The following is a 21885-nucleotide window of genomic DNA, read 5'->3' as shown; positions in this document are numbered from 1 at the left end:
AGGTTGAATCGGCGACGTGGCGAAGACCCTGACGATCACCACCCGGAACGCGAGCTTCCAGCAGTGGCAGGCGCTGCTGACCAACCGCACCAAGCGGCAGCGCTCCGGGGAGTTCCTGGTCCAGGGGGTACGCCCGATCACCGTGGCCCTGGAGCAGGGCTGGGAGATCCGCGCCCTCCTGCACCCGGACCGGCAGCCCCTGTCCCGCTGGTGCCGCGACCTGCTCGACCGCGCCGACGCCCGGCGGGTCGCGCTCGCGCCGGAGCTGATGCGGGAACTGAGCGGCAAGGAGGAGGAGTCCCCCGAGCTGCTGGCCGTCGTGGCGCAGCCCGCCGACGACCTGGCCCGCATCCCGGCCGGGCCGGCCATGCTCGTGGTGGTCTTCGACCGCCCCAAGACCCCCGGCAACATCGGCACCCTGATCCGCTCCGCCGACGCCTTCGGCGCCTCCGGCGTGATCGTCACCGGCCACGCCGCCGACCCGTACGACCCGAAGGCGGTCCGGGCCAGCACCGGGTCGCTGTTCGCCGTACCCGTGGTGCGCGTCGCCAGCCACCGCGAGGTTCTGGACTGGGTCGCCGCGGTCCGCGCGGACGGGCTGCCGCAGGTCCAGATCATCGGTACGGACGAGCACGGGGACGTGGACGTCGCCGAGCACGACCTGACCGGCCCCACTCTCCTGCTGGTCGGCAACGAGACGCACGGGCTGAGCAAGGGCTGGCAGGAGGCCAGCGACCGGATGGTGCGCATCCCCATCGTGGGGGCGGCGAGTTCGCTGAACGCGGCGGCGGCCGGAACGGTGGCGCTGTACGAGGCCGCGCGGCAGCGCGCGAAGCAGCGGTAACCCGAGAGGGCCGGGCCGATTCCGACATGGGTCGGGATGGGGACCGGCCGTCCAGGCGACTGTCGATGCCGACCGTCCCGTCGGCATCAACACTGATCGGTGAATGGTCACCGGCTCGGTGGATGTCGGCGACGCTGCGTACAACTAGCTTCGGAGACGGCCCACACGACGACTCGGCGATCCGGCAAGGGGTGCCATGACCGATCACGAACCGGCTGCGGGAGCGTGGGACCTGACCTCGCTGCTGTCCACGCAGCCGGCTCCCTCGGCGGATCCCCCGGCAGCCGAGCCGCCTCCCCGGCCAGCCACGCCTCCCCGCCCCGAGCAGGCCCCGGCCGCCGACACCCCGATCGTCGACACCCCGCCCGACGACACCACGCCCGACGACACCACGGCGCCGATCACGCCCGCCGAACCCGCCTCCCCGCCGTCGCCGGCGGCGGATGCGGATGCGGATGCGGATGCGGATGCGGATGCGGATGCGGAAAGCACTCCGGTGTGGATCCGGGATGCCGCGACGACGCCCGCGCCGGACGCCCCGCCGAGCCGGTCCGTCGACCAGCCGGACCAGCCGGTGTACCCCACCGTCCCGAACCGGCGTGTGGTGCTGGTCGGTGGCGCCGTCGCCGCGGTGCTCCTGGCGGCGGTCGGCGGGGTCACCGCCGTGACGATGGCGAACCAGGGCGACCGGCAGACGCAGCCTCCGGCCGCTGCCCCGTCGCCGCCCGACGCCGGGTTCACCGAGTTCCCGGCCACGACCACCACCGGCGATGCGCCCCTGCCCGAGTCCACGCCGGCCGAGCCGGGCCCCGAGCCCTCGACCGACCCGGAGGCCGAAGCGCTCGCGCAACTGGAGCAGCTACGCCAGCAGGACGCCCTCACGACGGTGTTCGACGGCCGGTTCGTCGCACAGCTCGCGTCGAAGAGTGTGGGCATCGTGGATCCGCTTCAGACCACCGCCGCCGGTTCGCACACCTTCACCGCGGCTGACATCCTGGCCGAGCACCTGGCTCTGCGGTCCGCCCCGAGCCGGGGCACGAGCGTGGTGCTCGTACTCAGCACCGACTTCGGCAAGCGGCAGCTCTACCAGGGCAACCCCCTGTGGGTCACGTTCGCGCTCGGTGACTTCCCCACCCGGGAGTCGGTCCAGCGCTGGTGTGCGAAACGGTTTCCCGGACTGACCGGGGACCGGCTGACCAACCAGTGCACGGCACGGAAACTCGAGGCGCACCAGTGAGTGACGTTCCACCGTGGGCGCGCGCTCGGCGGCGTACGGGGACGAAGCCGTCATCCCCGCCGCCACCGACGAACAGGCGGCGTGTCCTCGGACCGGCCGGCGACGCGGACCCGGCACACACCGGACCACCACCGTTCGACGGAGCCGGCTCCGGCAGACGGGCACCCGGCCCGGCCGGAGCCGGCCCGCCGAGCGGTGAGCGCACCTCCACCAACGCACCACCAGCGTCCGCACCGCGACCACAGACGCCCACCACAACGGCCGGTCCGCTCGTGGGAGTCCTTCTGGGGCCGGTCCAGCCGGACGTCGAGACCCGCCGGTTCCGCGGCGCCATCGTGCTCTCCTGCGCTGCCGTGCTGACGATCGTGCTGACCGCGGTGCGTGCCGCCCTGGGCAGCCTGGACGGCGTCATCGTCGCCGCCGGACTGCTCGTGCCGCTCGCGCTGGCCGCCGCCGGCCTGGCCGCGGCGCGGCTCAGCCGCCGGTACGCACGCGGCAGGCAGGACGGCGACGTCACGGTCCGCCGGTTCCGGATCCGGTCTCCCGACGGCGGAACCCATTGGTACGCGCTCCAAGGCAGCGTGCCCGACGAGGCCCTGCGCGCCGGTGACATCGTCCGGGCCCGGCGGGGCAGGCGGGGCCGGCGGGCGGACGTGGCGGTGGTACGCGAACTCGACGTCCTCGCCACGCTGGAGGGCCCGGTGATCCGGCACGTCCGGGGCCGGCCCGGAAGCGCGTATCTCGTGCGGGAGTGGGTCGACCGCCTCTGCCTGATCGTCGCGTCGCTGGTCGGCGGTGGCGCCCTCGTGCTGGCAGCCGGCCTGCTGGCATGAGTGCACGCGCCCGCCGCACCGGGCGCGGGCTCAGTCGCCGAACACCACCACCCGCCGGCCCTGCGCCGGGCCGCCGGACGGGCCCGCGGCGGCACCGGGCGCCCGGCCCGCCGGCACCGCCCGTTCCCGGCCCCAGCCACGGATCTCCTCGATCTGCTCCGGGTTGGTCCGGCTGAGCGGGAACGTGTTGGCGAACGTGTCGGTGACGAACTCGCTGCGCAGGGCGGCCGCCCCACCGTTCAGCATGACCTCGGCGCCCACCTCGTGCAGGGCCGACTCGATGTCGCTGCCGGCGAACCCGTCGGACATGCCGACCAGCTTGTCGAGCAGTTCCGGTTGCGGCTCCTGCCCGACGTAACGCCGGTAGTACATGGCGATGATCTCGCGACGGTCCTCGTCGTCCGGCAGGTCGACGAAGAACAGCTCGTCGAACCGTCCCTTACGCAGCAGCTCCGGTGGCAGCGAACGGACGTCGTTCGAGGTGGCGACCACGAACACCCGGTGCGCCGACTCCTGGAGCCAGAACAGGAACTGGCCGACCAGGCGGCGGCCCACACCGGTGCTGTCGTGCTGACCGGCGAGGCCCTTCTCGATCTCGTCGATCCAGAGCACGCAGGGCGCGACCCGGTCGGCCGTCTCCAGCGCCTCCCGCAACCGGCCCTCGGACTGGCCGACGTACTGGCCGAGGATCGCGGCGAAGTCGAGACGGTACAGCGGCAGGCGCCACTCACCCGCGATCGCCTTGGCCGACAGCGACTTGCCGCAGCCGGGAACGCCGACCAGCAGTACGCCCCGCGGCGGGCGCAACTCGCTGCCGCGCAGGTCGGCGACCATCAGCTTGTGCTTGCGGCGTAGCCAGTCCCGCAGGCTGGTGAGCCCGCCGACCTGGCGGTCGGCTTCTCTGAGGCGTACCCGTTCCAGGCCGGCCAGCGACCCGAAGTGCTTGTCCTTGAACTCGGCGAGGTGCTCGACGTCGCTGGTCTCGACGCTGCCGCGGGTCACCAGCGTGGCCATCACGTTGATCGCGGTGCCCTCCGGCACCCCGACCAGGAACTCGGCCGCGCGGCGGGCGTCCTGCTCGGTCCACGCGATCGGCACGATCCCGTGGTGGTCCCGCAGGAACTCGACGATCACCTCGTACATCTCGTCGGCGTCGGGCAGGTCCAGCGTGACGGACATGCCGAGCCGGCTCAGCCCGCTCCACATCGGGGTGTCCGAGATGACCACGAGGCTGCCGGAGTTGGCGTCGGCGAGCCGGGCGAGCTCGGCGACGTGCCGGGTCACCGAGTTGTCGCCGCTGAGGTCCTCCGGGTCGACGAAGATCACGGTGGCCTGCGCCCGGCTGGTGAACTGCTGCGCGGCGAACTCGAGCGCGCCGGTCAGCGACCGGTCCTCCAGGGCCGGGGCGTTGTGCCGCAGGTCGCGTACCCCGGTGGCACGGGTGTAGATCCAGAACGGGAGCGCGGACCGTTTCGGGTTGGTCGCCATCTGCCGGACCAGGCGCAGCGCGCGGGTCTGTTCGATGGTGCGCACCCCGATGATCGGCACCCGGGCGGCGATGTAGCTGTCCAGGTCACGCAGGGATTCGGCGTAGTTCGACACGATGCCTCGGCTTCGTCAAATGATCACCCGGCGCGTCGGCCGGTGCGTGGGGGCGATGTCCCAGCCACCCCCGGGGGCGGCCGGCGTGGTGGTGAGGGCGTTCTCGCGTACGGTGCGCAGCCGGGCCTCGACGGCGGCCCGCGGCGTGCCGGTGCGTTCCAGCCGCACGATCTGGTCTTCGAGCGACGTCTGCAGGGACCGCACCTGGGCCTCGATCGTGTCGACGAGTCGTTGGCGCAGCTCGCCGGGGAGTCCGGGGTGTCCGGCGACCGCCCGGATGGGCGCCAGCCGGGCCCGCGCGTCGTGCATGGCACGGGCCGCGGAGAACTCGTCCCGGGCCCCGCTCAGCTCCCGCGACAGCAGGTCGGCACCCGCTTGCAGGCGCTGCGAGAGGGCGTCGGTGAGCCGGAGGACGAACCGTTCCCAGTTGTCGCCGTGCAGGTCGTCGTCGGCGATCGCGGGCAGGGTCGCCGGATCCGGGGTGGCGCCGGCGGCCCAGTTCTCCAGGAAGGCGGCCCACGCGGCGTAGTGGCCGCCGGTGGCGTACACGATCAGCTCCGCCGTGAACGCTGGACCAGGATCTCGCCGGGCGGCAGCGGATCCCACGACGGCAGGCTCGTGACCATCCGGCGAACCCGGCTGGTGGAGCGGGGCTGCTGCGGCGCGGACTGGCGTGCCCACGGCACCGTGGCGTCGCCGGTGCGCTGGCCCGGTACTGACGATGCGGTCGGATCGGGTTTTCCGGTCACCTCAGGCTCCTCCGGTGGCATCTGCTTCGCCGGCCACCCGGCGTTCGAAGGGGGACGCGGCGGCGCCCGACCGGGACAGGTCCTCGATGAGCGCGCGTACCGCTGGTTCCTTGCTGTCGGCGGCACGGAACGCGGTCGACCAGTCGGTCACCTCCGCGCTCGCGGCACGCAGTTGCAGGATCGAGTCGTGCTTGGCCTTGGCGATGAACCGGGCCGCCTCCTGCTGCCGGGTCGCGGCCGTCTGCGATCGCACGTAGAGCACCAGGAACCAGATGCCCGCGGTGGCCAGACCGAACAGGATGCCGGCGGCCTGCAGGCAGAGCGTGAACACGACGAGCACGGCGGCGCTGACGATCCCGGGAATAATCGACTGCTTCATCCAGTCGAACCCGAGACTGGCCAGGTACGGCTGGGAGGTGCGGTCCCAGTGCTGGGCGAGCGACTGCTCCAGCTCTGGGAGCGGCCTGGTGAACGAGCCGACCCAGCGGGGCAACTGGAAGACGCGTGCGCCTGGGTTGTGGGTGCTCTGGAAGACCGCTTCGACGTTGGCCGGCAGGCCCTGCCGGTAGTTCATGCTGAACTCGGCGTGCGCCGTGGCGAACCAGTCGTGGCAGAACGCCACCGCCATCCGCTGCGTCGATCGGGAGACGCCGATGCCGGCCGGGTTGAGCGCCGACTCGGACTGGATGGTCAGGTAGTCCAGCGTGGTCTCCAGGGCCGCGAGGTCGGCCGGCACATCCTGCTGCGCGGCGGCCAGGTCACCCTGGTGCCGGATGATCGCCTCGTTCAGCGCGTAATCCCGGCGCAGCGGCAGTTCCTCGTCGTCGTACTCGTTCACCAGCTGGTCGAGGATGTCGTCGACGGCGTCCTCCAGCTGACCGGCCACCACGGGCTCCTCCGCCGCCAGCGCCGCGTACTTCGTGATCAGGTTCTGGTGCGCGCCGGCCCGGGCCAGCGCCTCGGCCATCGCCGGGAACTGCGGCGAGAGCGCGGCGAGGCGGGGGAACCGCTCCGGCGTGGGTGCCGCCACGTGCCGCTCGACCTCGGCACGCCACCGGTCCACCTGGGCCCGCCGCATCGCGTCGTCGTCGAGAAGCTGCGCCTGCCAGGCTTCCAGCCGCTCCTGCACCATCTCAAGGCCGGCCGGCCCGAACGCCCCCTGCGCGACGCACTCCAGCACCACCGCGAAGTGCCGGCCCAGCCTGGTCGGGTCCTGCGCGGCGAGGTACTGCCGCAGCCAGCGCACCGAGCTCTCCCGCCGGCCCTGCCGGCGCAGGACGAGCGCCATGAACAGCGACGTACGCCCGGGCGAGCGCCGGAACGCCTCCTGGATCGCCCGGTCGCACAGATCCGGCTCGTCGCCGGCCCACGCACCCAGCGCGACCAGGGCCGGAGCCAGCCAGTACCGGGGATTCTGGATCATGAGCTGCTCGCTGACCGAGCGGACGGTCTCCTCGGAGAGCAGGCCGACGTCGAAGCCCTGGAGCACACCGACCGCCGAGCGGCGGACCACCTTGTGGTGGCCGAACTGATACTCGAGCCGGCTCTCGATGGTGCCCTTGTTGGTCAGCGCGTTCTGGAGGTTGTCGGCCTTCCGCGCCTCCAGCACGAATCGCTGGAAGTCCGCGATGAGCCGGGCCAGCTCGTTGTGTGTCTCGTCGGCACGCTGTCCCACGCTGGCCACCTGGCCGCTGACCAGGTCGATGCGGGTGTTGAGTTGCACCGTCAGGTTCTCGAGGCGGCTCAACTGGCGGGACAGGGCCAGGTCGTTCGTGCTCACGATCGTCCTTCCGATCCGCCGACGACGGAGCCGTCGGGCAGTACGGGATGCAGGGTGCCGCTGGCGTAGACCTCGATGTACGCGTACGCGCCGGTCCGGGCGAGCATCCGCGCCTGCGCGAACGGCTCCGGCATCACGTCGCCCGGGGCGTAGTGCTCGACGATGGAGTGGAACAGGTCCAGCCGGTGGTCGACGTACGGCGGACCCAGATAGCAGGTGGCGACGAAGCCGAGCGGCACGTCGCCGAACTCGCGCTCGTACTCGTCACGCACCCACTTGGCCAGTTCGGCCCGCGCGCCGGCGTCGAGGTGACCGTCGAGGCGCCGGACCGCTTCGAAGAGGCCGGCGTGCCGCCGCTTGCGCGTGTCCCGGCTGGTGGCCTGTCGTTGACGACCGAGTCCGGTGACGTCGAGTTTCGCGTTCAACGGCGCCTCGACCCGACGCCGGTGTGCGGATTCCATTATTCCTGGACCTCGGATTCTTCCAATTCGGAACGTGTACGCCAGACTTCGTCGTATCGATACGGATCGCAAGGCCCATCGCGCCACCTTCGCTGATCCAGATGAATGGACCGCCCTCGCATGATCGGTGGGGACGGTTGGACGACCGGTCCGATTGACAGGACTACCGGTGCCCCGGCCCCACGTCGAACCTGCCACGTTCCTGCTGGCGGATCCCGGATTAAGCCGGGATCCAGGTGCGGCAACAGTCGATGATGGACACTCCTGCCCGGCCGGAGGGCGGCCGTCTGATCCTTGTCGGCATTTCCCGGGCGTGGCAGACTTGCGCAGCCTCATCGATTCCCGAGCCCATTTCCGGCGCGGTTTAGCGCGCCTTTTCACCCCTGACCTGGAGGGGCCGTGGCCATCACCGGCACGCGAACGCATGCGACCGCGCCGTTGTCTGCCGGCGAATCGTTCATCGCATTCCCGCTCGTCGCGGCAATGGCGGGGGACACCGCTCAGGTGACCGAGTCGGATGTCGGACACGACCTGCCGGACCAGGGCCTGCGCGGGTGCGACCGGTGGTGGGCGGCACGATGACCGTGTACGCGCTGCTGGTAGGTGTCGACGCCTACCGGGCGGTCAGTCCGCTCCGGGGCTGCCGGGCCGATGTGACGGCCGCCCAGGACCTGCTGACCGCCCAGGTCAAGGGCACGCCGCCGGCGATCCGCACGCTGCTCGACGGCGACGCCACCCGGGCGGCGGTCATCGACGGCATCCGGATGCACCTCGGCCTTGCCGGACCGGGCGACACGGCGCTCTTCTGGTTCGCCGGGCACGGCTCACAGGCACCCGCCCCGCCCGGCCTGTGGTATCTCGAACCGACCGGCATGGTGCAGACCCTGATCTGCGCGGACAGCCGTGAGCACGGCACACCCGACCTGTACGACAAGGAACTCGCCGTGCTGCTCGGCGAGGTGGCGGCCACGGGCGCGCACACGGTGGCGGTGCTCGACTGCTGCTACGCCGGCGGCGCGGCCCGCAACGAGGTACCGGAGCAGGAGGCACGCGCCCGGTACGCTCCCGCGCGCCACGACGTACCCGACATGGCGGCCCTGGTGGCTGCCGCGCCGCTCGCGGCCGACGCGGAGTACGTCGCCCTGGCCGCCTGCCGCTCGTTCGAGCTCGCCCAGGAGTTGCCGCTGAACGGCCTCACCCACGGTGTCTTCACCTGGGCGCTGTTGCGCGCTCTGGCGCGGCTCGGACTGCACGCCACCAGCCGGGACCTGCTGACCCGGGCCCGTTGCCTGGTCGAGGACGTGGTCCCGAACCAGGTTCCGGAGCTCTTTCCCCAGGTGCCCGGGCCCGGCGACCGGCCGTTCCTGGGTGGTCCCCTCGCCGTGGGCGGCGCCGGTGTGGTGATGCGCCACCTGCGCGGCGCCTGGGAGATCGACGCCGGCACCTGTCACGGCCTGCCTCCGGGTGACGGGGTGCGTGTCGCCGTCGCGGGCGAGCCGGTACGCCGGGAGGCCCGGGTCGTCTCGGTGCGCACCGAGCGCAGCCTGGTCGAGCCGGCCGGCTGGGAACCCGACGAGGAGAAGCAGTACCCGGTGGTGCTGGCGAGCATGCCGTTGCCGGCCACCACCGTCGCGGTCGACGGCGACGAGCCGTTGGTCCGCGCGGTGACCGAGGCGATGGCGTCGTCCCCACACGTACGGCTTGCCGTCGCCGAGGTGCCCGAGCTTCGGGTACGAACCGACGCCGCAGGCCGGATCCGGATCCTCGGCACGGACACCACACCTGTCGCGCCGGAGATCGCCGGCGGCCCGGCCGCCGTCGGCCGCGTCGTCGAGACGCTGGAACACATCGCCCGCTGGCGGCAGGTCAAGGCACTCGACAACCCGCTCTCCGCGCTCGCGTCCCGGGTGGGGGTGGAGATCGTGGAGGCGCGGCCGGGCGAGCGCCGGGCGCCGCTCGACCGCCCGCCGATCCGGCCCGGCCCGGACGGATCGGTACGGCTGAGCTACCGCTGGTCGGGCCACGGCTGGGTTCCGCCCACCGTCTTCATCCGGCTGCACAACCACGCCGGCCGCCCGCTGCACCTCGTCCTGCTGGACCTCACCGACCGCTACCGGGTGTGGGCGGGTCTCTTTCCCGGTGGCCGCGTCGAACACGGTCGTGCCGCGGCAGCGCTGGAGGGCCGCCCGGTCCAGATGGGTCTCCCGCCGGACGTGCCGCCGGCACCGGGCCGGACGGTGCGGGACTGGTTGAAGCTGTTCGTCGCCGAGGAGCACTTCAGCTCCCGTCCGTTCGAGCTGCCCCGGCTCGGTGAACCGGGGCTCTCGACGCGACGCGACGCGATCGGGCTTCGCGGCGTGCTCGACCGGCTGGGGCGGGCTGCGGTGCACCGGGACGCGAGCGCGGTTGCCGTCGACGACGTCTACGACTGGGCCACCGTCACGGTCCCGATCCGGACCGTCGTTCCGGACGGCCGGCCGTGACCGCCGGCTTCGACGAGCCATCGATCGACTATCAGATCGCCTGGCTCACCGAGGCGTTCGAGCGGGCCGAGGGCACCGACCGCGCCGACCTGGCGGTGGCCCTCGCCGAGACGTACACGCAGCGCGCCCAGGACAACGAGGACCCGGCCGACCTGACCGCCGTCGTCGACCTGTTCACCCGCCTGCTGGCAGACCACCCGGACGATCCGGACACCGACGAGTGGAGATTCGAGCTCGGGCTGGCGTACGGCAGGAGGAGCCTGCTCACCGACGACGCCGCCGACAGCGAGCAGGCCATCGCGGTGTGGGAGCCGCTGCGGGCGGAGACCGCGCCGGGCAGCCCGGAACGCGCGCTGGTCGCCGCGCATCTCGCGCAGGCCCACTGGGACAGCTGCCGCCTGCGCCCGGACAGCGGACCGGCGGAGATCCGCCACGCCGCCGAGGCGGTCGACGAGTTGCGTCCGGACGTGGCCGGCACGGATTCGGCCGCCTTCGTCACGCTCCAGTCGGGCATGCTCCACCTGCTCCTGGCGGAGCGACTCGGCGACACCGACCAGTTGCGCCTGGGCATCTCGATGCTCGACGCCGCGCTGCCCGACGCCACGACCGAGACACCGGGCTACCCGCTGGCCGCGTGGATGTTCTGCCGCGCAGGCATCGAGCAGTTCCTGCTGGCGGGCGACCGGGCGATCCTGGACCGGCTGATCACCGAGGGCCGCCGCGCGGCGGACACCCTCCCGGCGGACTACGACCTGCTGGTCGACCTGGCGGACGCCTACCGGCTCCGGTGGGAGGCCCGCGACGACGCGGCCGATCTCGACGAGGCGATCGCGTGCCTGCGCCGAGCCCCCGACGACCAGCCGGCCGAGCTGGCGGCGGCGACCCGCGCGGCGTGCGGCGAGTTGCTGCGCCTTCGCGCCGTACGAGACGACTCCGCGGCGGATGCGGACACGGCGGTACGGCTGGTCGAGGAAGCAGACGAGCTGGCTCCGGGCCAGTGGGGACAGGAACTGGCCGGCGCCCTCTTCGCCCGCTGGCAGATCAGCCACGCGCCGCCCGACCTGGAACGGGCCGGCGCCCGCATCGACCAGGTCCTGGCGGCCGGCCCGGCGGACCCGGACGCGCTGATGCGGGCGCACATGTTGCGGCTGGCCATCAGCGACGGTCAACTGGCGGACGAGTGGCGCCGCGAACCGGGCCGGGTGCCGGCGAGCGGTTCGCGGGCGCGCCGTGAGGTGGAGGCGGCCCGGCGGGCATGGCCGATCGTCGACCGGCACGCCGGGCCGCAGCCGCGTGCCGCGTTCGCCATTTGTCTGGCCCTCGCCGAGGTGTCTATCTGCGCCTGGAACCCCGGCGCGCTGCCCTCCGACCGGATCGTCGCCCTCCTGGACGCCACCGAGGGAACGGACGGCCTGCCGCCCGAGCTGGTGGACCTGCGCAACCTCGGCCGGAGCGTCCTCTCCTACGCACGGGAAGCCGGGCATCCGGGCCGGTGGGACGAGGACGGGGAGGGGTTCCAGGCCGCCCTGCGCCTTGCGCGCCCGGACGCCCATCCCGAGGTCCGATCCCGGGCGCTGGGGGTGCTTCACCTGATGCTGAACGGTGTCTCCACCCGCTCCGGTGACCTCCGCGCGTTGCAGGCGGCCAGGGAGCAGCTCCGGTCCCTCCGGTCGCCCGACGGTGAGCCGGACCGGGAATCCGTCCTCCTCGCCCGGTTGTTCGAGCTGGGCATTCCCGGCCGGAACCCCGAGGAGGTGGCGGCGGAGGCGGCCGAGTTGCGCGGGCTGCTGCGGGATCCCGAACTCCCGTACTGGGCCCGTCTGGCGATGCCGATGGCCGAGGCCCTGGCCGACCTGTCAGCTGCCGCGGGCGAAGAACCGATCGAGCCGCCCGGAGTCGTCGCGGACGGGGACAGTCGTACGCAGTCGATTCAGATGCTGCGGCTCCTGCCGGCCGTCGTGTCGGCTCTCACCCGCCGCGACGTCGCCGCCCTGCGCGCGGCCGCCGAGCAGCTCGGGAAGCTGATCGAGCTGCTCCCGCCGGACCACATCGGTCAGCTGGGAGCGGCGGTGTTCGGCGGTCGGGCCGAGCTCGGCGTCGCCGAGATCGACCCGGGCGACACCGCCGCGGCCGAGCGCGGGGTGCGGCACCTGGCCCGGGCGGTCGACCTGCTCGGCGGCCCGGACCACTACAGCTGGTCGAACACCCTGATGACGTACGCCTCCGCGCTGCGGACCGCGAACCTGCCCGGCGGCCCCCGCCGCGCCGACTCCCGCGAAGCCGGACTGAGCGCACTCCGTGGCGACCTGGGGCAGGTGCTCGTGCAGTCCGGAACCGACGACGCCTTCACGGCCGCCCGCGACGCGGCGGGTCACGCGGTCACCGTCGCCACCTGGTGCCGTCAGGACACCGCCGACGACGACCTGATCGCCGCGCTGGACGCCGGCCGAGGGCTGGTCCTGCACGCCGCCATGTCGTCACGGCTCATCGCCGACCAGCTCGCCGCCGCCGGCCGCGAGGACCTGGCCGTGCGGTGGCAGCATTCGGCCGGATACGGACACGACCGGCTCACCGGTACGCCGTTGGGCGCCCTCCCCTCGCTTGCCGAGGTGCCGGACGACCTGCGGGCGCAGGTGCTCAGGACCCTCCTGGCGGAGGACCGGAGCGGGATCCTCCAGCCCGCCCGGCCCGCCGAGATCCGGGCGGCCCTGGCCGCGGTCGAGGCCGACGCGCTCGTCTACCTGGTACCGACCACGGCGGACGTTTCGGGTGCGGCGGTGCTCGTACCCCGCGAGGGCGAGGTCGACGTCCTCGCCCTGCCCGACCTGCGGCTCGACGCGGCCGCCGGCTTCGGCCGGCACACCGGCCGGTTCCGCGACGCCCAGCCGGCCGAGCCGTCGGCGGAACCGATGTCGATCGACGACATCTGCGCCTGGGCCTGGTCCTCGGCGATGGGCCGGCTGGTCGCCCACGCCCACCGGTGGCGTAGCGGGAACCGGCCGGCACGCCTCGTCCTGATCCCGCTCGGCCTGCTGGCCACAGTGCCCTGGCACGCCGCCTACGGTGGCGACGGGACCACCCGGCACTACGCGATCGAGGATGTGGTCGTCTCGTACGCGGTCTCGGCCCGCATGTTCTGCACCAGCGCCCACTTCCCGGTCCGGCCGGTACGCTCCGCGCTGGTCGTCGGCGACCCCACAGGTGAACTCGGTTTCGCCGCCGCCGAGGCACGAGCCGTGCACGCCGCCTTCTACCCGGACGGCACCCACCTCGGCGGCGACGTCCCCGGTGACCCCGAGGGCACCGCCACACCGGCCCGGGTGCTCTCCTGGGTGTCGTCGGCCGCGCCCGGCCCGTCACTGCTGCATCTCGCCTGCCACGGCCGGGTGGATCCGCACCGGCCCGCGGACGGGCACCTCGTGCTCGCCGGTGGCGTCCTGCCGGCCCGCCGGCTGCTCGACGAGTCCCGTCTCGCCGAGCTGGCGATCGAGCGCGTGTTCCTGGCCGCCTGCACCACAGGCGTCACGCACACCGACCACGACGAGGCGTTCAGCCTCTCCACCGCATTCCTGGCGGCGGGCGCGCGGACCGTCTTCGGATCGCTGTGGGCGGTGCCGGACGCCGAGACCTCGCTGCTGATGTTCATCGTCCACCACTTCCTCAACACCGAGGGGTGCGAGCCGGTCGACGCGCTGCACCGGGCCCAGCGGTGGATGCTCGACCCGCAGCGCCGGCCGCCGCCGGGCATGCCGGCGGAACTGAGCCGGCAGGCCACCGGCGACTCCGTGGCGAGACCGGAGTCCTGGGCCGCCTTCACCCACTCGGGACGGTGAGCGTCACCAGCCCAGGTGCAGGAAACCCGCCCAGGTCGCCAGGTCGTCACCGTCGAGATCGGCCACGCGGCGGGCCAGCGCCGCCGGCATGTCCGCCGGAACCGCGCGCTCACGGTCGACCATCCACCGCTGAGCCCGGTTCAGAGCGTCCGCCGGCCGGCGACCCTCGGCCCGCAGGTAGTGGTGGGCCATGAACATCAGCAGCGAGGTGGCGTCGCTCGGCACCTGCCACAGCGACCCGAAGACGGTCCGCGCGCCGGCCGCCAGGAACGCGGTGGAGAGGCTGAACGCCTCGTCGAACGCTCCGCTGGGGACGCTCGTCGTGCAGGCGGCGAGCGCCACCACACCGATCGCCCCGTCCTTGCGCCCCTCCAGGATGTCCCGTGCGGTGAGCCGGGCCCGGCCGGCCAGCAGCAGGTACGAGCCGTCGGCGCCCCGTCCCACCGCGCCGTGGCAGGCCAGATGCAGCATGGGTCGTGCCCGGCCGGCGCGGCGCAGCCAGGCGAGCACCGCCTCGGGGGTGGCCGCCGACGAGGCCCCGGAGTCGTCCGCGTCGTCGACGAGCAGCTCGGCGTCCGGATAGAACGCGGCCCGCACGGCGAGCGCCTCGGTCCGGGCATCCGGCAGGTCGTGGGTGGGATCCCCGACCACCAGGCCACTTCCGTCCTGCGGGATCGGCGTGCGGTCGGCGTTCTCGCAGAGCAGCCGGGCCGAGGGCGCGTAGGAGAACTCGGCCTGCTGCACCGCGTACCAGCCGTCGTGGTCGCGCGCGGCGTGCCAGGGCACGGCGGCGAGCCGGCCCATCGGTACGAGCAGCAGCCGCGGCGCCCGGGACAGGCCCCACCGCCCGGTCTCCGCGAGCAGCGGGCCGATCGCCACCCGCCACGCCCACCCCGCGAGCCGGTCCAGGGAGTCCCGCCACCTGGTGACCGGATCGGCGGTCTCGGCGTCGCCGTCCCCGCCGCCCACCTCGCCCGCGTCGCGGGCCGCCAGCAGGCGGCTGTATCGCCGCACCGGGTCGTCGTCGGACTGCACCAGTGACGGCAGGGACAGCGCGAACGGCTCGCTGCCGTTCGGCAGGACCACCGCCGCACCGGGCACCCCGAGGCGCCCGGGCACCAGGTAGACCAGCGCGTCGTGGCGCATCGCCCGCAGCGCCGTCCGGATCTGGTCGAGCGACGGCGGGTCCAGCACGTCCGGCACCGGCACGTCGCTGAGCCGTGCGCCGGTGAGCGCGGTCAGCACGTCACGCCGTACGTCGGGGTCGTCACTGCCGGTCTGCCAGCGGCGGGCCAGCTCGTCGTGGCCGAGCGCGTGCAGCCGGGCGGGGATCCCCATGGTGACCGTCGCGGCATACAGCATCAGGCAGCGCCCGGCGTCGAGCGCGCCCACCGCGCCGCCCGCGTCGCCGTCGGCGAGGCACCAGCGGGCGACCTCGGTCGCGTCGTCCACCACATCCCTGGCGGCGGCTGCGGCGTCGGCGGTACCGGCCTGCAGGAGCACGCTCCAGGCGTAGCCGCGCAGCGCGCGTTTACCGGCCTCCCGGCCCTCGGCGCGGCGGCCCGCCAGCCGGTACGCGTGCGCCGAGGCCATCTCGGCGAACGCCCACACCGGGTGCGCCACGTCACCGGTCGCCCGACGGGCCCTGCCGAGGCGGCGCAGTGCCTCGTCCAGCGCCTCCCGGCCGGCGCCGAGCTCGTAACGCACACAGAGGAACCGGCCCAGCATGGTGTCCATCAACGCTCGGTGTGGATAGTCGGCGGGCGCGAGGTCCGACGCCCGGCGCAGCTGGTCCACACCGCGCGCCAACTGGTCGGCGTCGCGCCGGTCGACTGCCTTGCGGCAGATGCCGGTGCCGGACACGAAGAGGCGGAACGCCCGCTCGCCGGCCGACAGATCGGGCTCGTCCGCGGCATGGCTCTGCGCCTGCTCGGCACCGGGCTTGTGCCCGGGCGCCTCCATGACCACCGCACCCGCGTTGAGGTACCGACGCAGCGCCAGGGTGCTGGGTGCGTCCGGCGGTAGCCGGTCCACCAGGTCGACCAGTCGCTGCAGCGAGTCGAACGCCTCCCCGGTCTCGCCGCGCTGAGTGGACGCGAGAATCTCGGCAGCCTCCTGCAGGATCTCGGCGAACTGCCGTTGTTCACCTGTCACCCCGGCGTCGAGCATCGCCTGCACCCGCGTGCGGACCTGCCGGAGGTCGTCGTAGAAACTCCGATCCCGCGCACGCTTGACCAGCAGGGCCATCCGCAGCGCCTCGGCGGCCGACGCGAACGGGCCCCCGGCGGTACGGGCCACCAGCTCGTCAGCCCGGCCGAACGCGCCATCGGCGTCGAACTCTGCGTCGTCAGTCAACACGGCGCCGATGTCGACCAGGGCGTGAAGCAGAGCCGCAGCCGTCTCCTCCAGGCCGATCGAGCTGATCGTGGCGTGTTCGCGGGCGGCCCGGAAATCCTGACCCCGCATGGCGGCATACAGGGCACACAGGACCAGGGCCTGACCGACCACGGCACGCTCCGGGCCGGTGTACGCGGCGGCGGCGAAGTCGGCCTGCGCGCGGGCCAGCGTCGCCGCGTCCCGTTCGCCCTCGTAGCGGCGCAGCCATGCGTACGCACGGGCCAGCAGTTCGGCGCTGCCCAGCGGAGGATCCGAGCGGGACAACGCTTCCAGCGCGGCGGTCACCTCCTCCGGTGCGGCGACCCGCAGATGCGCGACCGCGGCGACCGGATCGTGCCACCGTACGCTCGTGGTAGCCGTCACAGGGCCTCCTCGGCACGTCGGCGGAGCCGGTCCGGGTCGGTGACGGTGATCCGGCGGTAGCCGGTCCGGATGACGCCGTCGTCGCGCATCCCGCGCAGCGTCCGCTGCACGGTGTCGTCGACGGCGCCGACGAGCGTCGCGAGTTCGGCGTGGGTCAGGTCGACAGCGATGCGTACCCCACCGTCCACCGGATCGCCGATCACCTCGACCAGCTCCAGCAGCACCCGGGCGAGCCGGACCGGCACCGGGAAGGCGCTGAAGTCGGCGCGACGCAGGTTGGCCCAGTGCAGGCGCCGGCCGACGGTGGCTGTCACCTCGTTCGCCACCTCGAGATGCCGGCTCAGGAAGGCGCGGAAGGCAGCCTGCTGGATGACAGTGGCGCGGACCTCCCCGCAGGCGGTGACGGTCGCGGTTCGCTGGCCGTCGGTGAGCGCGGCGAACTCGCCCACGAGGTCACCCGGGAGGCGTACGGCCAACAGCTGCTCGGTGCCACCGACCGACATGGTCACCTTGGCGACACCCTGCTGGATGATCTCGACGTGGGTGTCCCGCCCGCCCTCGATGAAGATCCGCCGGCCCGATGAGATGTCGCGCGTGACGCCGAGGGCCAGCAGTTTCCCCTGCAGCTCCGGCTCGAGCCGATCCAGAAAGGAGCCGGGTGCCCACGAAGACATGAAGACATTCGAACCGGTCCATCACTACGGCGCAATGGCACGGTAGGGCCGGAAACAAGAGGGCAGTGGGCTGATCGGTCGGCCGAACGACATCCACCGGTGTCTCAGTCGTGGGTACGGCGGGCCGGACGGCCGATACTGTCGTCGTCGATGCACACGCCCGTAGGCTGCGATGCGGAGTAACCGCGAGCCACGGCTACCGACTCCAGGTCGACTGTCAAGCGTGGGCGGGACCGAATGGAGGATCCGGTGAGCTGGGTCGCCAACGTGATGCTGTCGGTGGGCCTGACCGACCGCCGGAACGCGGAGGCGTTCATCGGCTGGCTCGACACCCGGTGCCGCTGTCGTGAACCGGGCACGAGTTCGGGCTGCTGCGGTAGCCTGCGCCTCGTCACCGCCGTGGACAACCAGTGGGGCGGGCACAAGAACCCCGAATGTCAGGTGTTCGCCGGTGCACTCAACCACGCCGACCTCACCGCTGTCGTCACGCGTTTCGGTTCCGTGGCCTGGCACAACCCCAACGCCGTACAGCTCTTCGTAATGGACCAGGAGCAGTTCTTCTTCCGCGTCTGGATGATCCGCGACGGCGCTCTCCGCCAGTACGCCCCTTCGTCGCCGGACGAGGACGACGACGGGTTCTGGCCTCCCGCCGGTGGCGTGACCGACCTCGGGAAACGGCGAAGCCCAGGCCGATGACCTGGGCTTCTGTACCGAGCCGCCTGACGGAATCGAACCGTCGACCTACGCATTACGAGTGCGTCGCTCTAGCCGACTGAGCTAAGGCGGCAACGATCGTCAAGTGTACGGCACGCCCCGCCGGAAGCCGAACCGGATCCCCCCACCCCGGAACCCGGACAACGGACCACATCCGCCCCGCTGCGGGAGAGACTTCGCGCCGCGTCCGGACTACCCTGCGGCGGGTGACCGACGAACCGCCGCGACCGGCACCCGAGGCGCATCCCGGCGAGCGCGCCACCCGCCGCCCTCGCCGTATCGACCCCCGGGAACTGGGTTTCACCCCGCGCCGGCCGGTGCCCTGGCTCGCGCCGCTGCTGCTGATCAGCACCGGCCTGCGTACGTTGCTGGCCATGCTCTTCGGGGCGTACCTGGACAAGCGCGAGTTGCAGAACGCGTTCAGCGACGGAACGTTCCGGCAGGTCGGGCCGGACGGCGGTCTCTGGCTCGACTACGTGGCCGACCTGGGTGACGGCTTCGACGCCACGTACTCCGTGGCGTACCTGCTCGCCCAGCCGGAGCTGACCGTCGACGGGCATCGCCTCCCCCGCGCGCAGACGCTGGTGATGGGCGGCGACCAGGTCTATCCGGCGGCGGGCTACGAGGCGTACGAGGACCGGTGCAAGGGCCCGTACCAGGCGGCGCTGCCTGTTGCCCCGCCGGAGCAGCCGACGCTGTTCGCGGTGCCGGGCAACCACGACTGGTACGACGGGCTGACGGCGTTCCTGCGCCTGTTCGTGCGTACCCGGGACCGGCACTTCGCCGGTTGGGGCACCGGCCAGTCCCGCTCGTACTTCGCCGTCGAGCTGCCGGCCGGGTGGTGGCTGCTCGGCCTCGACGACCAGTCCGGGTCGTACCTGGACGACCCGCAGCTCACCTACTTCGACGAGGTGGCGCGCAAGCTCACCCCGGAGTCGAAGGTGATCCTGGCGGTGCCGGCGCCGACGTGGGTCAAGGCCGTCGACCACCCCAACGCGTACGACTCGATCGACTACTTCATCCGTACGCTCGTCGCGCCGACCGGGGCGCAGGTGCGGGTGCTGGTTTCCGGCGACCTGCACCACTACGCCCGTTACGCCGGGCCGGACCGGCAGCTCATCACCTGCGGCGGCGGCGGCGCCTACCTGTACCCCACGCATCGGCTGCCGGAGACGCTGGAGGTGCCGCCGCGCGACACGCTGACCCGGCGGGCCAGCAACACCCAGGAGTACGACCTGGCCGCGCGCTACCCGGACAAGGCCCGGTCCCGCCGGTACGGCTGGGGGATCTTCGCCCGCCTGCCGTTCCGCAATCCGGGCTTCGCCACGCTGCTCGGCACCCTGCACACGCTGCTGATGCTGGCCATGGCCGGGGTGGCGGCGCAGCGGGTGGGCACCACGGAACAGCGGCTGTTCAGCGTGCCGCTGGCGATCATGCTGGTGGTGGCGATGATGGGCGCGGTGTTCTTCGCCAAGCCACCCACGGCGGGCGGGAAACGGCACGCCCGGCACTGGATCCTCGGGGTGGCGCACGGGCTGGCCCAGGTGGCGCTCGCCGCCGGGGGCACATGGGTGTGGTTGCGGCTACCGTTCTACGACTGGCCGTGGCCGTTGCCGGCGGTCGCCGCGCTGGTCCTCTACGGTCCGGTGATCGGTCTGGTCGCCAGCCAGCTCGTGGCGCTCTACCTGCTGGTGGCGGGCGCGTTCGGGGTGAACCTGAACGAGCTGTTCGCGGCGCAGGGCATCGAGGACTCGAAGGCGTTCCTGCGGTTCCGGATCGGCCCGGACGGCACGCTGACGATCTACCCGATCGCGGTCGACCGGGTGTCCCACGACTGGCAGCTCAACCCCGACCAGTCCCCCACCGCCCCCTGGCTGACCCCGAAGACCCCGCTGACCCCTCGCCTGGCCGAACCCCCCATCGTCATCCGCTGACCGACCACCCCGGTGATCAAGGAGTTCGTGTCCTGTCCGGGCGCGATCGGAGACACAAACTCCTTGATCACCGGGGAAGGGTGGGGGGAAGGGTGGGTGGGTCAGCGGTTTTCGTGGGCCTGTCTGGGGCCGCAGACCGAGGCTCGGGAGCACATCGAGCGGGAGCCGTCGGCGTCCAGCCGGACGGTCACCGCGTCGCGCGGGACACTGTGGCCGACCACCTTGCCCTCGCCCTGCGGCGTGGACACCCGGCTGCCGACCGCGGGGGCCGTCTCCTGGAACTTCTGGTACAGCGGGTGCTCGTACTTCAGGCAGCACATCAGCCGCCCGCACGCACCGGAGATGCGCAGCGGGTTGAGCGGCAGATCCTGGTCCTTCGCCATCCGGATGGTCACCGGCTCGAAGTCGTTGAGGAACGTGGCGCAGCACAGGTCACGCCCGCAGGAGCCGATGCCGCCCTGTACGCGGGCGGAGTCGCGGGCGGAGAGCTGCCGCAGCTCGACCCGGCAGTGCAGCGTGGCGCCCAGGTCGCGGACCAGCGAGCGGAAGTCGACCCGGTGCGGCGCGGTGAAGTAGATGGTGGTGCGGTCGCTGCCGTTCTCCGGGGTGGCCAGGACGTGGTCGACGGCGACCACCTTCATCGGCAGGCCGTGTTCGCGGATCAGCCGCTTGGCGGCCACCTTCGCCTCGGCCTTGCGCCGGCGCAGCGTCTCGTCGCGGCGCAGGTCGTCGTCACCGGCGATCCCGGCCAGTTTCGGGAAGCCGTCGGTGTCCTCGCTGACCCACTGCGCGGCCCACACGCACTCGGCCACCTCGGGCCCGTCGTCGGTGGGCACCAGCACCCGGTCGCCCACCTGCGGGCGCAGCTCGCCCGGGTCGAGGTAGTAGAGGCGCCCGTACCGGTTGAAGCTGACCGCGCAGAGCATGCCCATGCGCCCCACCCTACGCGGATCGATGCCCGCCGCACGGCACACCTGTCGCCGCCCGGTCACCCGCCGCAGCGATCATCGTCGTCGACCCGGCCGAACCGGCCCCTTCGCCTCGCCCGGACGGCTGAATCTGCGTCGCCCCCCTGACAAACACCGCGTGAGCGCGTTGAGTGAAGGCATACCTGCGGGGGGTGCAGGGGAAGGCCACGGCGCCGCCGCCGTCACCGGCCACGGCCGGTGACGGCGCGCGGCGCCGTGGACCGTCAGTAGCCGATCCGGGTGGTGCCGCCGTAGCGCGGGGCGGTGGTGGCGCGGTCCCGCCAGGGCGTCTCGGTCAGGCTCGGCCCCCACTGCCGCAGCAGCGTCTCGGCGCCGTCGTAGGCCACCCCGAGCACGCCCAGGACCCTCGTGGCGATCTCGGCCGCGGCCGATGCCCCGAACCGGCCGGGCTCGACGCCGGGCCGGGTCGCCGCGTGCACCGCGACCGCCTCCGCCGAACCCAGCACCTCGGCCAGCGCGCGGGCCAGCGCGGCCCGGCTGCCCTCCACCCAGCCGGCCAGCGCGTCGGCGTAGCCCGCCGTCGACTCCAGCCGCCCGACCAGGCTCTCCGGCCCCTCGTCCAGGTGTCGCAGCAGCGCGGAACGCGCCTCGTCGTAGGCCGACGCGGCGGTGCCGGACCAGGCGACCTGGTCGGCCAGCAGGGCGCAGGTGTCGTCGTACCCCCGGACGAGCCGGCGCACGGCGTGCCCGGCGCCGGTCAGCGGCGCGGGATGCAGGTCGAGGAACTCGCGCACGGCGACGCCGGGAAGGACCTGCATCCGGCGCAGCAGCGGCCAGAGCCGGTGTCCCTCGGGCGCACCGGCGGCCAGCAGCGTGTCGACGCGGGCGAGCAGGTCGAGGCCCGGCTCGGCGAGGCGGTCGAGGGCGTCCATCAGGCCTCCCGGGCCAGCCGCCGGGCGACCGCGTCGTCGGCGGCGGCGTAGCGGTCGGCGGCGCTATGGTGACAGTGGCCAGCCCGTAGAGCACGACGAGCACCACGAGCGCGGTCAGCA

General features: G+C 72.9%; 17 protein-coding genes and 1 tRNA gene. 8 read left to right on the top strand and 10 right to left on the bottom strand.

Annotation, left to right across the window (positions count from 1 at the left end):
• Positions 1-16 precede the first annotated feature (16 nt).
• The 3 genes from AB0D28_RS19385 (at position 17) to AB0D28_RS19375 (ending at position 2914) form a co-directional block, all read left to right on the top strand.
• Positions 17-844 (top strand): TrmH family RNA methyltransferase, encoded by an 828-nt coding sequence (locus AB0D28_RS19385; protein WP_357387520.1) that lies wholly within the window; start codon positions 17-19, stop codon positions 842-844.
• A gap of 196 nt (positions 845-1040) precedes the next feature.
• Positions 1041-2081 carry a hypothetical protein gene (locus AB0D28_RS19380; protein ID WP_357387518.1) on the top strand — a complete coding sequence of 347 codons (1041 nt, stop codon included), beginning with the start codon at positions 1041-1043 and terminating at the stop codon, positions 2079-2081.
• A gap of 272 nt (positions 2082-2353) precedes the next feature.
• On the top strand, positions 2354-2914 hold the full coding sequence (locus tag AB0D28_RS19375) for a hypothetical protein (protein WP_357387516.1): 561 nt from the start codon (positions 2354-2356) through the stop codon (positions 2912-2914).
• Positions 2915-2944: 30 nt separating this feature from the next.
• Here AB0D28_RS19375 and AB0D28_RS19370 read toward each other — a convergent pair whose 3' ends face one another.
• From AB0D28_RS19370 to AB0D28_RS19350, 5 genes are read right to left on the bottom strand one after another with little or no spacing between them, the layout of a single operon-like run.
• On the bottom strand, positions 2945-4516 hold the full coding sequence (locus AB0D28_RS19370; RefSeq protein ID WP_357387514.1) for an AAA family ATPase: 1572 nt from the start codon (positions 4514-4516) through the stop codon (positions 2945-2947).
• A 15-nt stretch (positions 4517-4531) separates the two neighbouring features.
• Complete coding sequence (locus tag AB0D28_RS19365; protein WP_357387512.1) at positions 4532-5065, bottom strand: hypothetical protein; 534 nt, start codon at positions 5063-5065, stop codon at positions 4532-4534.
• Positions 5066-5067: 2 nt separating this feature from the next.
• Positions 5068-5265, bottom strand: coding sequence for a hypothetical protein (locus tag AB0D28_RS19360; RefSeq protein ID WP_357387510.1), 198 nt, complete (start codon positions 5263-5265; stop codon positions 5068-5070).
• A gap of 1 nt (position 5266) precedes the next feature.
• Positions 5267-7045, bottom strand: coding sequence for a hypothetical protein (locus AB0D28_RS19355; RefSeq protein ID WP_357387508.1), 1779 nt, complete (start codon positions 7043-7045; stop codon positions 5267-5269).
• Positions 7042-7506 (bottom strand): hypothetical protein, encoded by a 465-nt coding sequence (locus tag AB0D28_RS19350; RefSeq protein ID WP_357387506.1) that lies wholly within the window; start codon positions 7504-7506, stop codon positions 7042-7044. The genes AB0D28_RS19355 and AB0D28_RS19350 overlap by 4 nt, the downstream gene beginning before the upstream one ends.
• Positions 7507-7905: 399 nt before the next feature.
• On the opposite strand from AB0D28_RS19350, the gene AB0D28_RS19345 reads away from it, so the two are divergent.
• Genes AB0D28_RS19345 through AB0D28_RS19335 form a run of 3 tightly spaced genes read left to right on the top strand, consistent with a single transcriptional unit; the run spans position 7906 to position 13822 of the window.
• Positions 7906-8088: a hypothetical protein gene (locus AB0D28_RS19345; RefSeq protein WP_357387504.1), complete on the top strand. Its 183-nt coding sequence runs from the start codon at positions 7906-7908 to the stop codon at positions 8086-8088.
• Positions 8070-9989, top strand: a complete 1920-nt coding sequence (locus AB0D28_RS19340) for a caspase family protein (RefSeq protein ID WP_357387502.1) — start codon at positions 8070-8072, stop codon at positions 9987-9989. The genes AB0D28_RS19345 and AB0D28_RS19340 overlap by 19 nt, the downstream gene beginning before the upstream one ends.
• Positions 9986-13822 carry a CHAT domain-containing protein gene (locus AB0D28_RS19335; RefSeq protein ID WP_357387500.1) on the top strand — a complete coding sequence of 1279 codons (3837 nt, stop codon included), beginning with the start codon at positions 9986-9988 and terminating at the stop codon, positions 13820-13822. Before AB0D28_RS19340 ends, AB0D28_RS19335 begins: the two co-directional genes overlap by 4 nt.
• Before the next feature lie 3 nt (positions 13823-13825).
• Here the strand turns inward: AB0D28_RS19335 and AB0D28_RS19330 are convergent, their stop codons facing one another.
• Positions 13826-16582, bottom strand: coding sequence for a CHAT domain-containing protein (locus AB0D28_RS19330; RefSeq protein ID WP_357387498.1), 2757 nt, complete (start codon positions 16580-16582; stop codon positions 13826-13828).
• Positions 16579-17256 carry a Crp/Fnr family transcriptional regulator gene (locus AB0D28_RS19325; RefSeq protein ID WP_357387496.1) on the bottom strand — a complete coding sequence of 226 codons (678 nt, stop codon included), beginning with the start codon at positions 17254-17256 and terminating at the stop codon, positions 16579-16581. The genes AB0D28_RS19330 and AB0D28_RS19325 overlap by 4 nt, the downstream gene beginning before the upstream one ends.
• Before the next feature lie 249 nt (positions 17257-17505).
• Between AB0D28_RS19325 and AB0D28_RS19320 the strand changes: the two genes are divergently transcribed.
• On the top strand, positions 17506-17952 hold the full coding sequence (locus AB0D28_RS19320) for a squamosa promoter-binding protein 15 (protein WP_357387494.1): 447 nt from the start codon (positions 17506-17508) through the stop codon (positions 17950-17952).
• A gap of 17 nt (positions 17953-17969) precedes the next feature.
• On the opposite strand, the gene AB0D28_RS19315 is transcribed toward AB0D28_RS19320, so the two are convergent.
• Positions 17970-18043: transfer RNA gene (locus AB0D28_RS19315), tRNA-Thr, on the bottom strand.
• Positions 18044-18176: 133 nt separating this feature from the next.
• On the opposite strand from AB0D28_RS19315, the gene AB0D28_RS19310 reads away from it, so the two are divergent.
• Positions 18177-19904: a metallophosphoesterase gene (locus tag AB0D28_RS19310; RefSeq protein WP_357387492.1), complete on the top strand. Its 1728-nt coding sequence runs from the start codon at positions 18177-18179 to the stop codon at positions 19902-19904.
• A 101-nt stretch (positions 19905-20005) separates the two neighbouring features.
• Here the strand turns inward: AB0D28_RS19310 and ricT are convergent, their stop codons facing one another.
• Both ricT and AB0D28_RS19300 read right to left on the bottom strand, forming a co-directional pair.
• The gene (gene ricT / locus AB0D28_RS19305) at positions 20006-20836 is read right to left on the bottom strand and encodes a regulatory iron-sulfur-containing complex subunit RicT (RefSeq protein ID WP_357387490.1); all 831 of its coding nucleotides are present in this window, start codon (positions 20834-20836) and stop codon (positions 20006-20008) included.
• Between the two features lie 260 nt (positions 20837-21096).
• A complete protein-coding gene (locus tag AB0D28_RS19300) occupies positions 21097-21765 on the bottom strand; it encodes a hypothetical protein (RefSeq protein ID WP_357387488.1) in 669 nt (222 codons plus the stop codon).
• Positions 21766-21885 lie beyond the last annotated feature (120 nt).

The organism is Micromonospora sp. NPDC048169 (assembly GCF_040652815.1).
GTDB lineage: Bacteria > Actinomycetota > Actinomycetes > Mycobacteriales > Micromonosporaceae > Micromonospora.
This window is presented reverse-complemented; position numbering and strand designations above follow the sequence as displayed.

Excerpts from the sequence above, each read along its gene's own strand:
- AB0D28_RS19380 (WP_357387518.1), top strand. The coding sequence starts at position 1,041 with ATGACCGATCACGAACCGGCTGCGGGAGCGTGGGACCTGACCTCGCTG.
- AB0D28_RS19350 (WP_357387506.1), bottom strand. The coding sequence starts at position 7,506 with ATGGAATCCGCACACCGGCGTCGGGTCGAGGCGCCGTTGAACGCGAAA.
- AB0D28_RS19325 (WP_357387496.1), bottom strand. The coding sequence starts at position 17,256 with ATGTCTTCGTGGGCACCCGGCTCCTTTCTGGATCGGCTCGAGCCGGAG.
- ricT (WP_357387490.1), bottom strand. The coding sequence starts at position 20,836 with ATGGGCATGCTCTGCGCGGTCAGCTTCAACCGGTACGGGCGCCTCTAC.
- AB0D28_RS19300 (WP_357387488.1), bottom strand. The coding sequence starts at position 21,765 with ATGGACGCCCTCGACCGCCTCGCCGAGCCGGGCCTCGACCTGCTCGCC.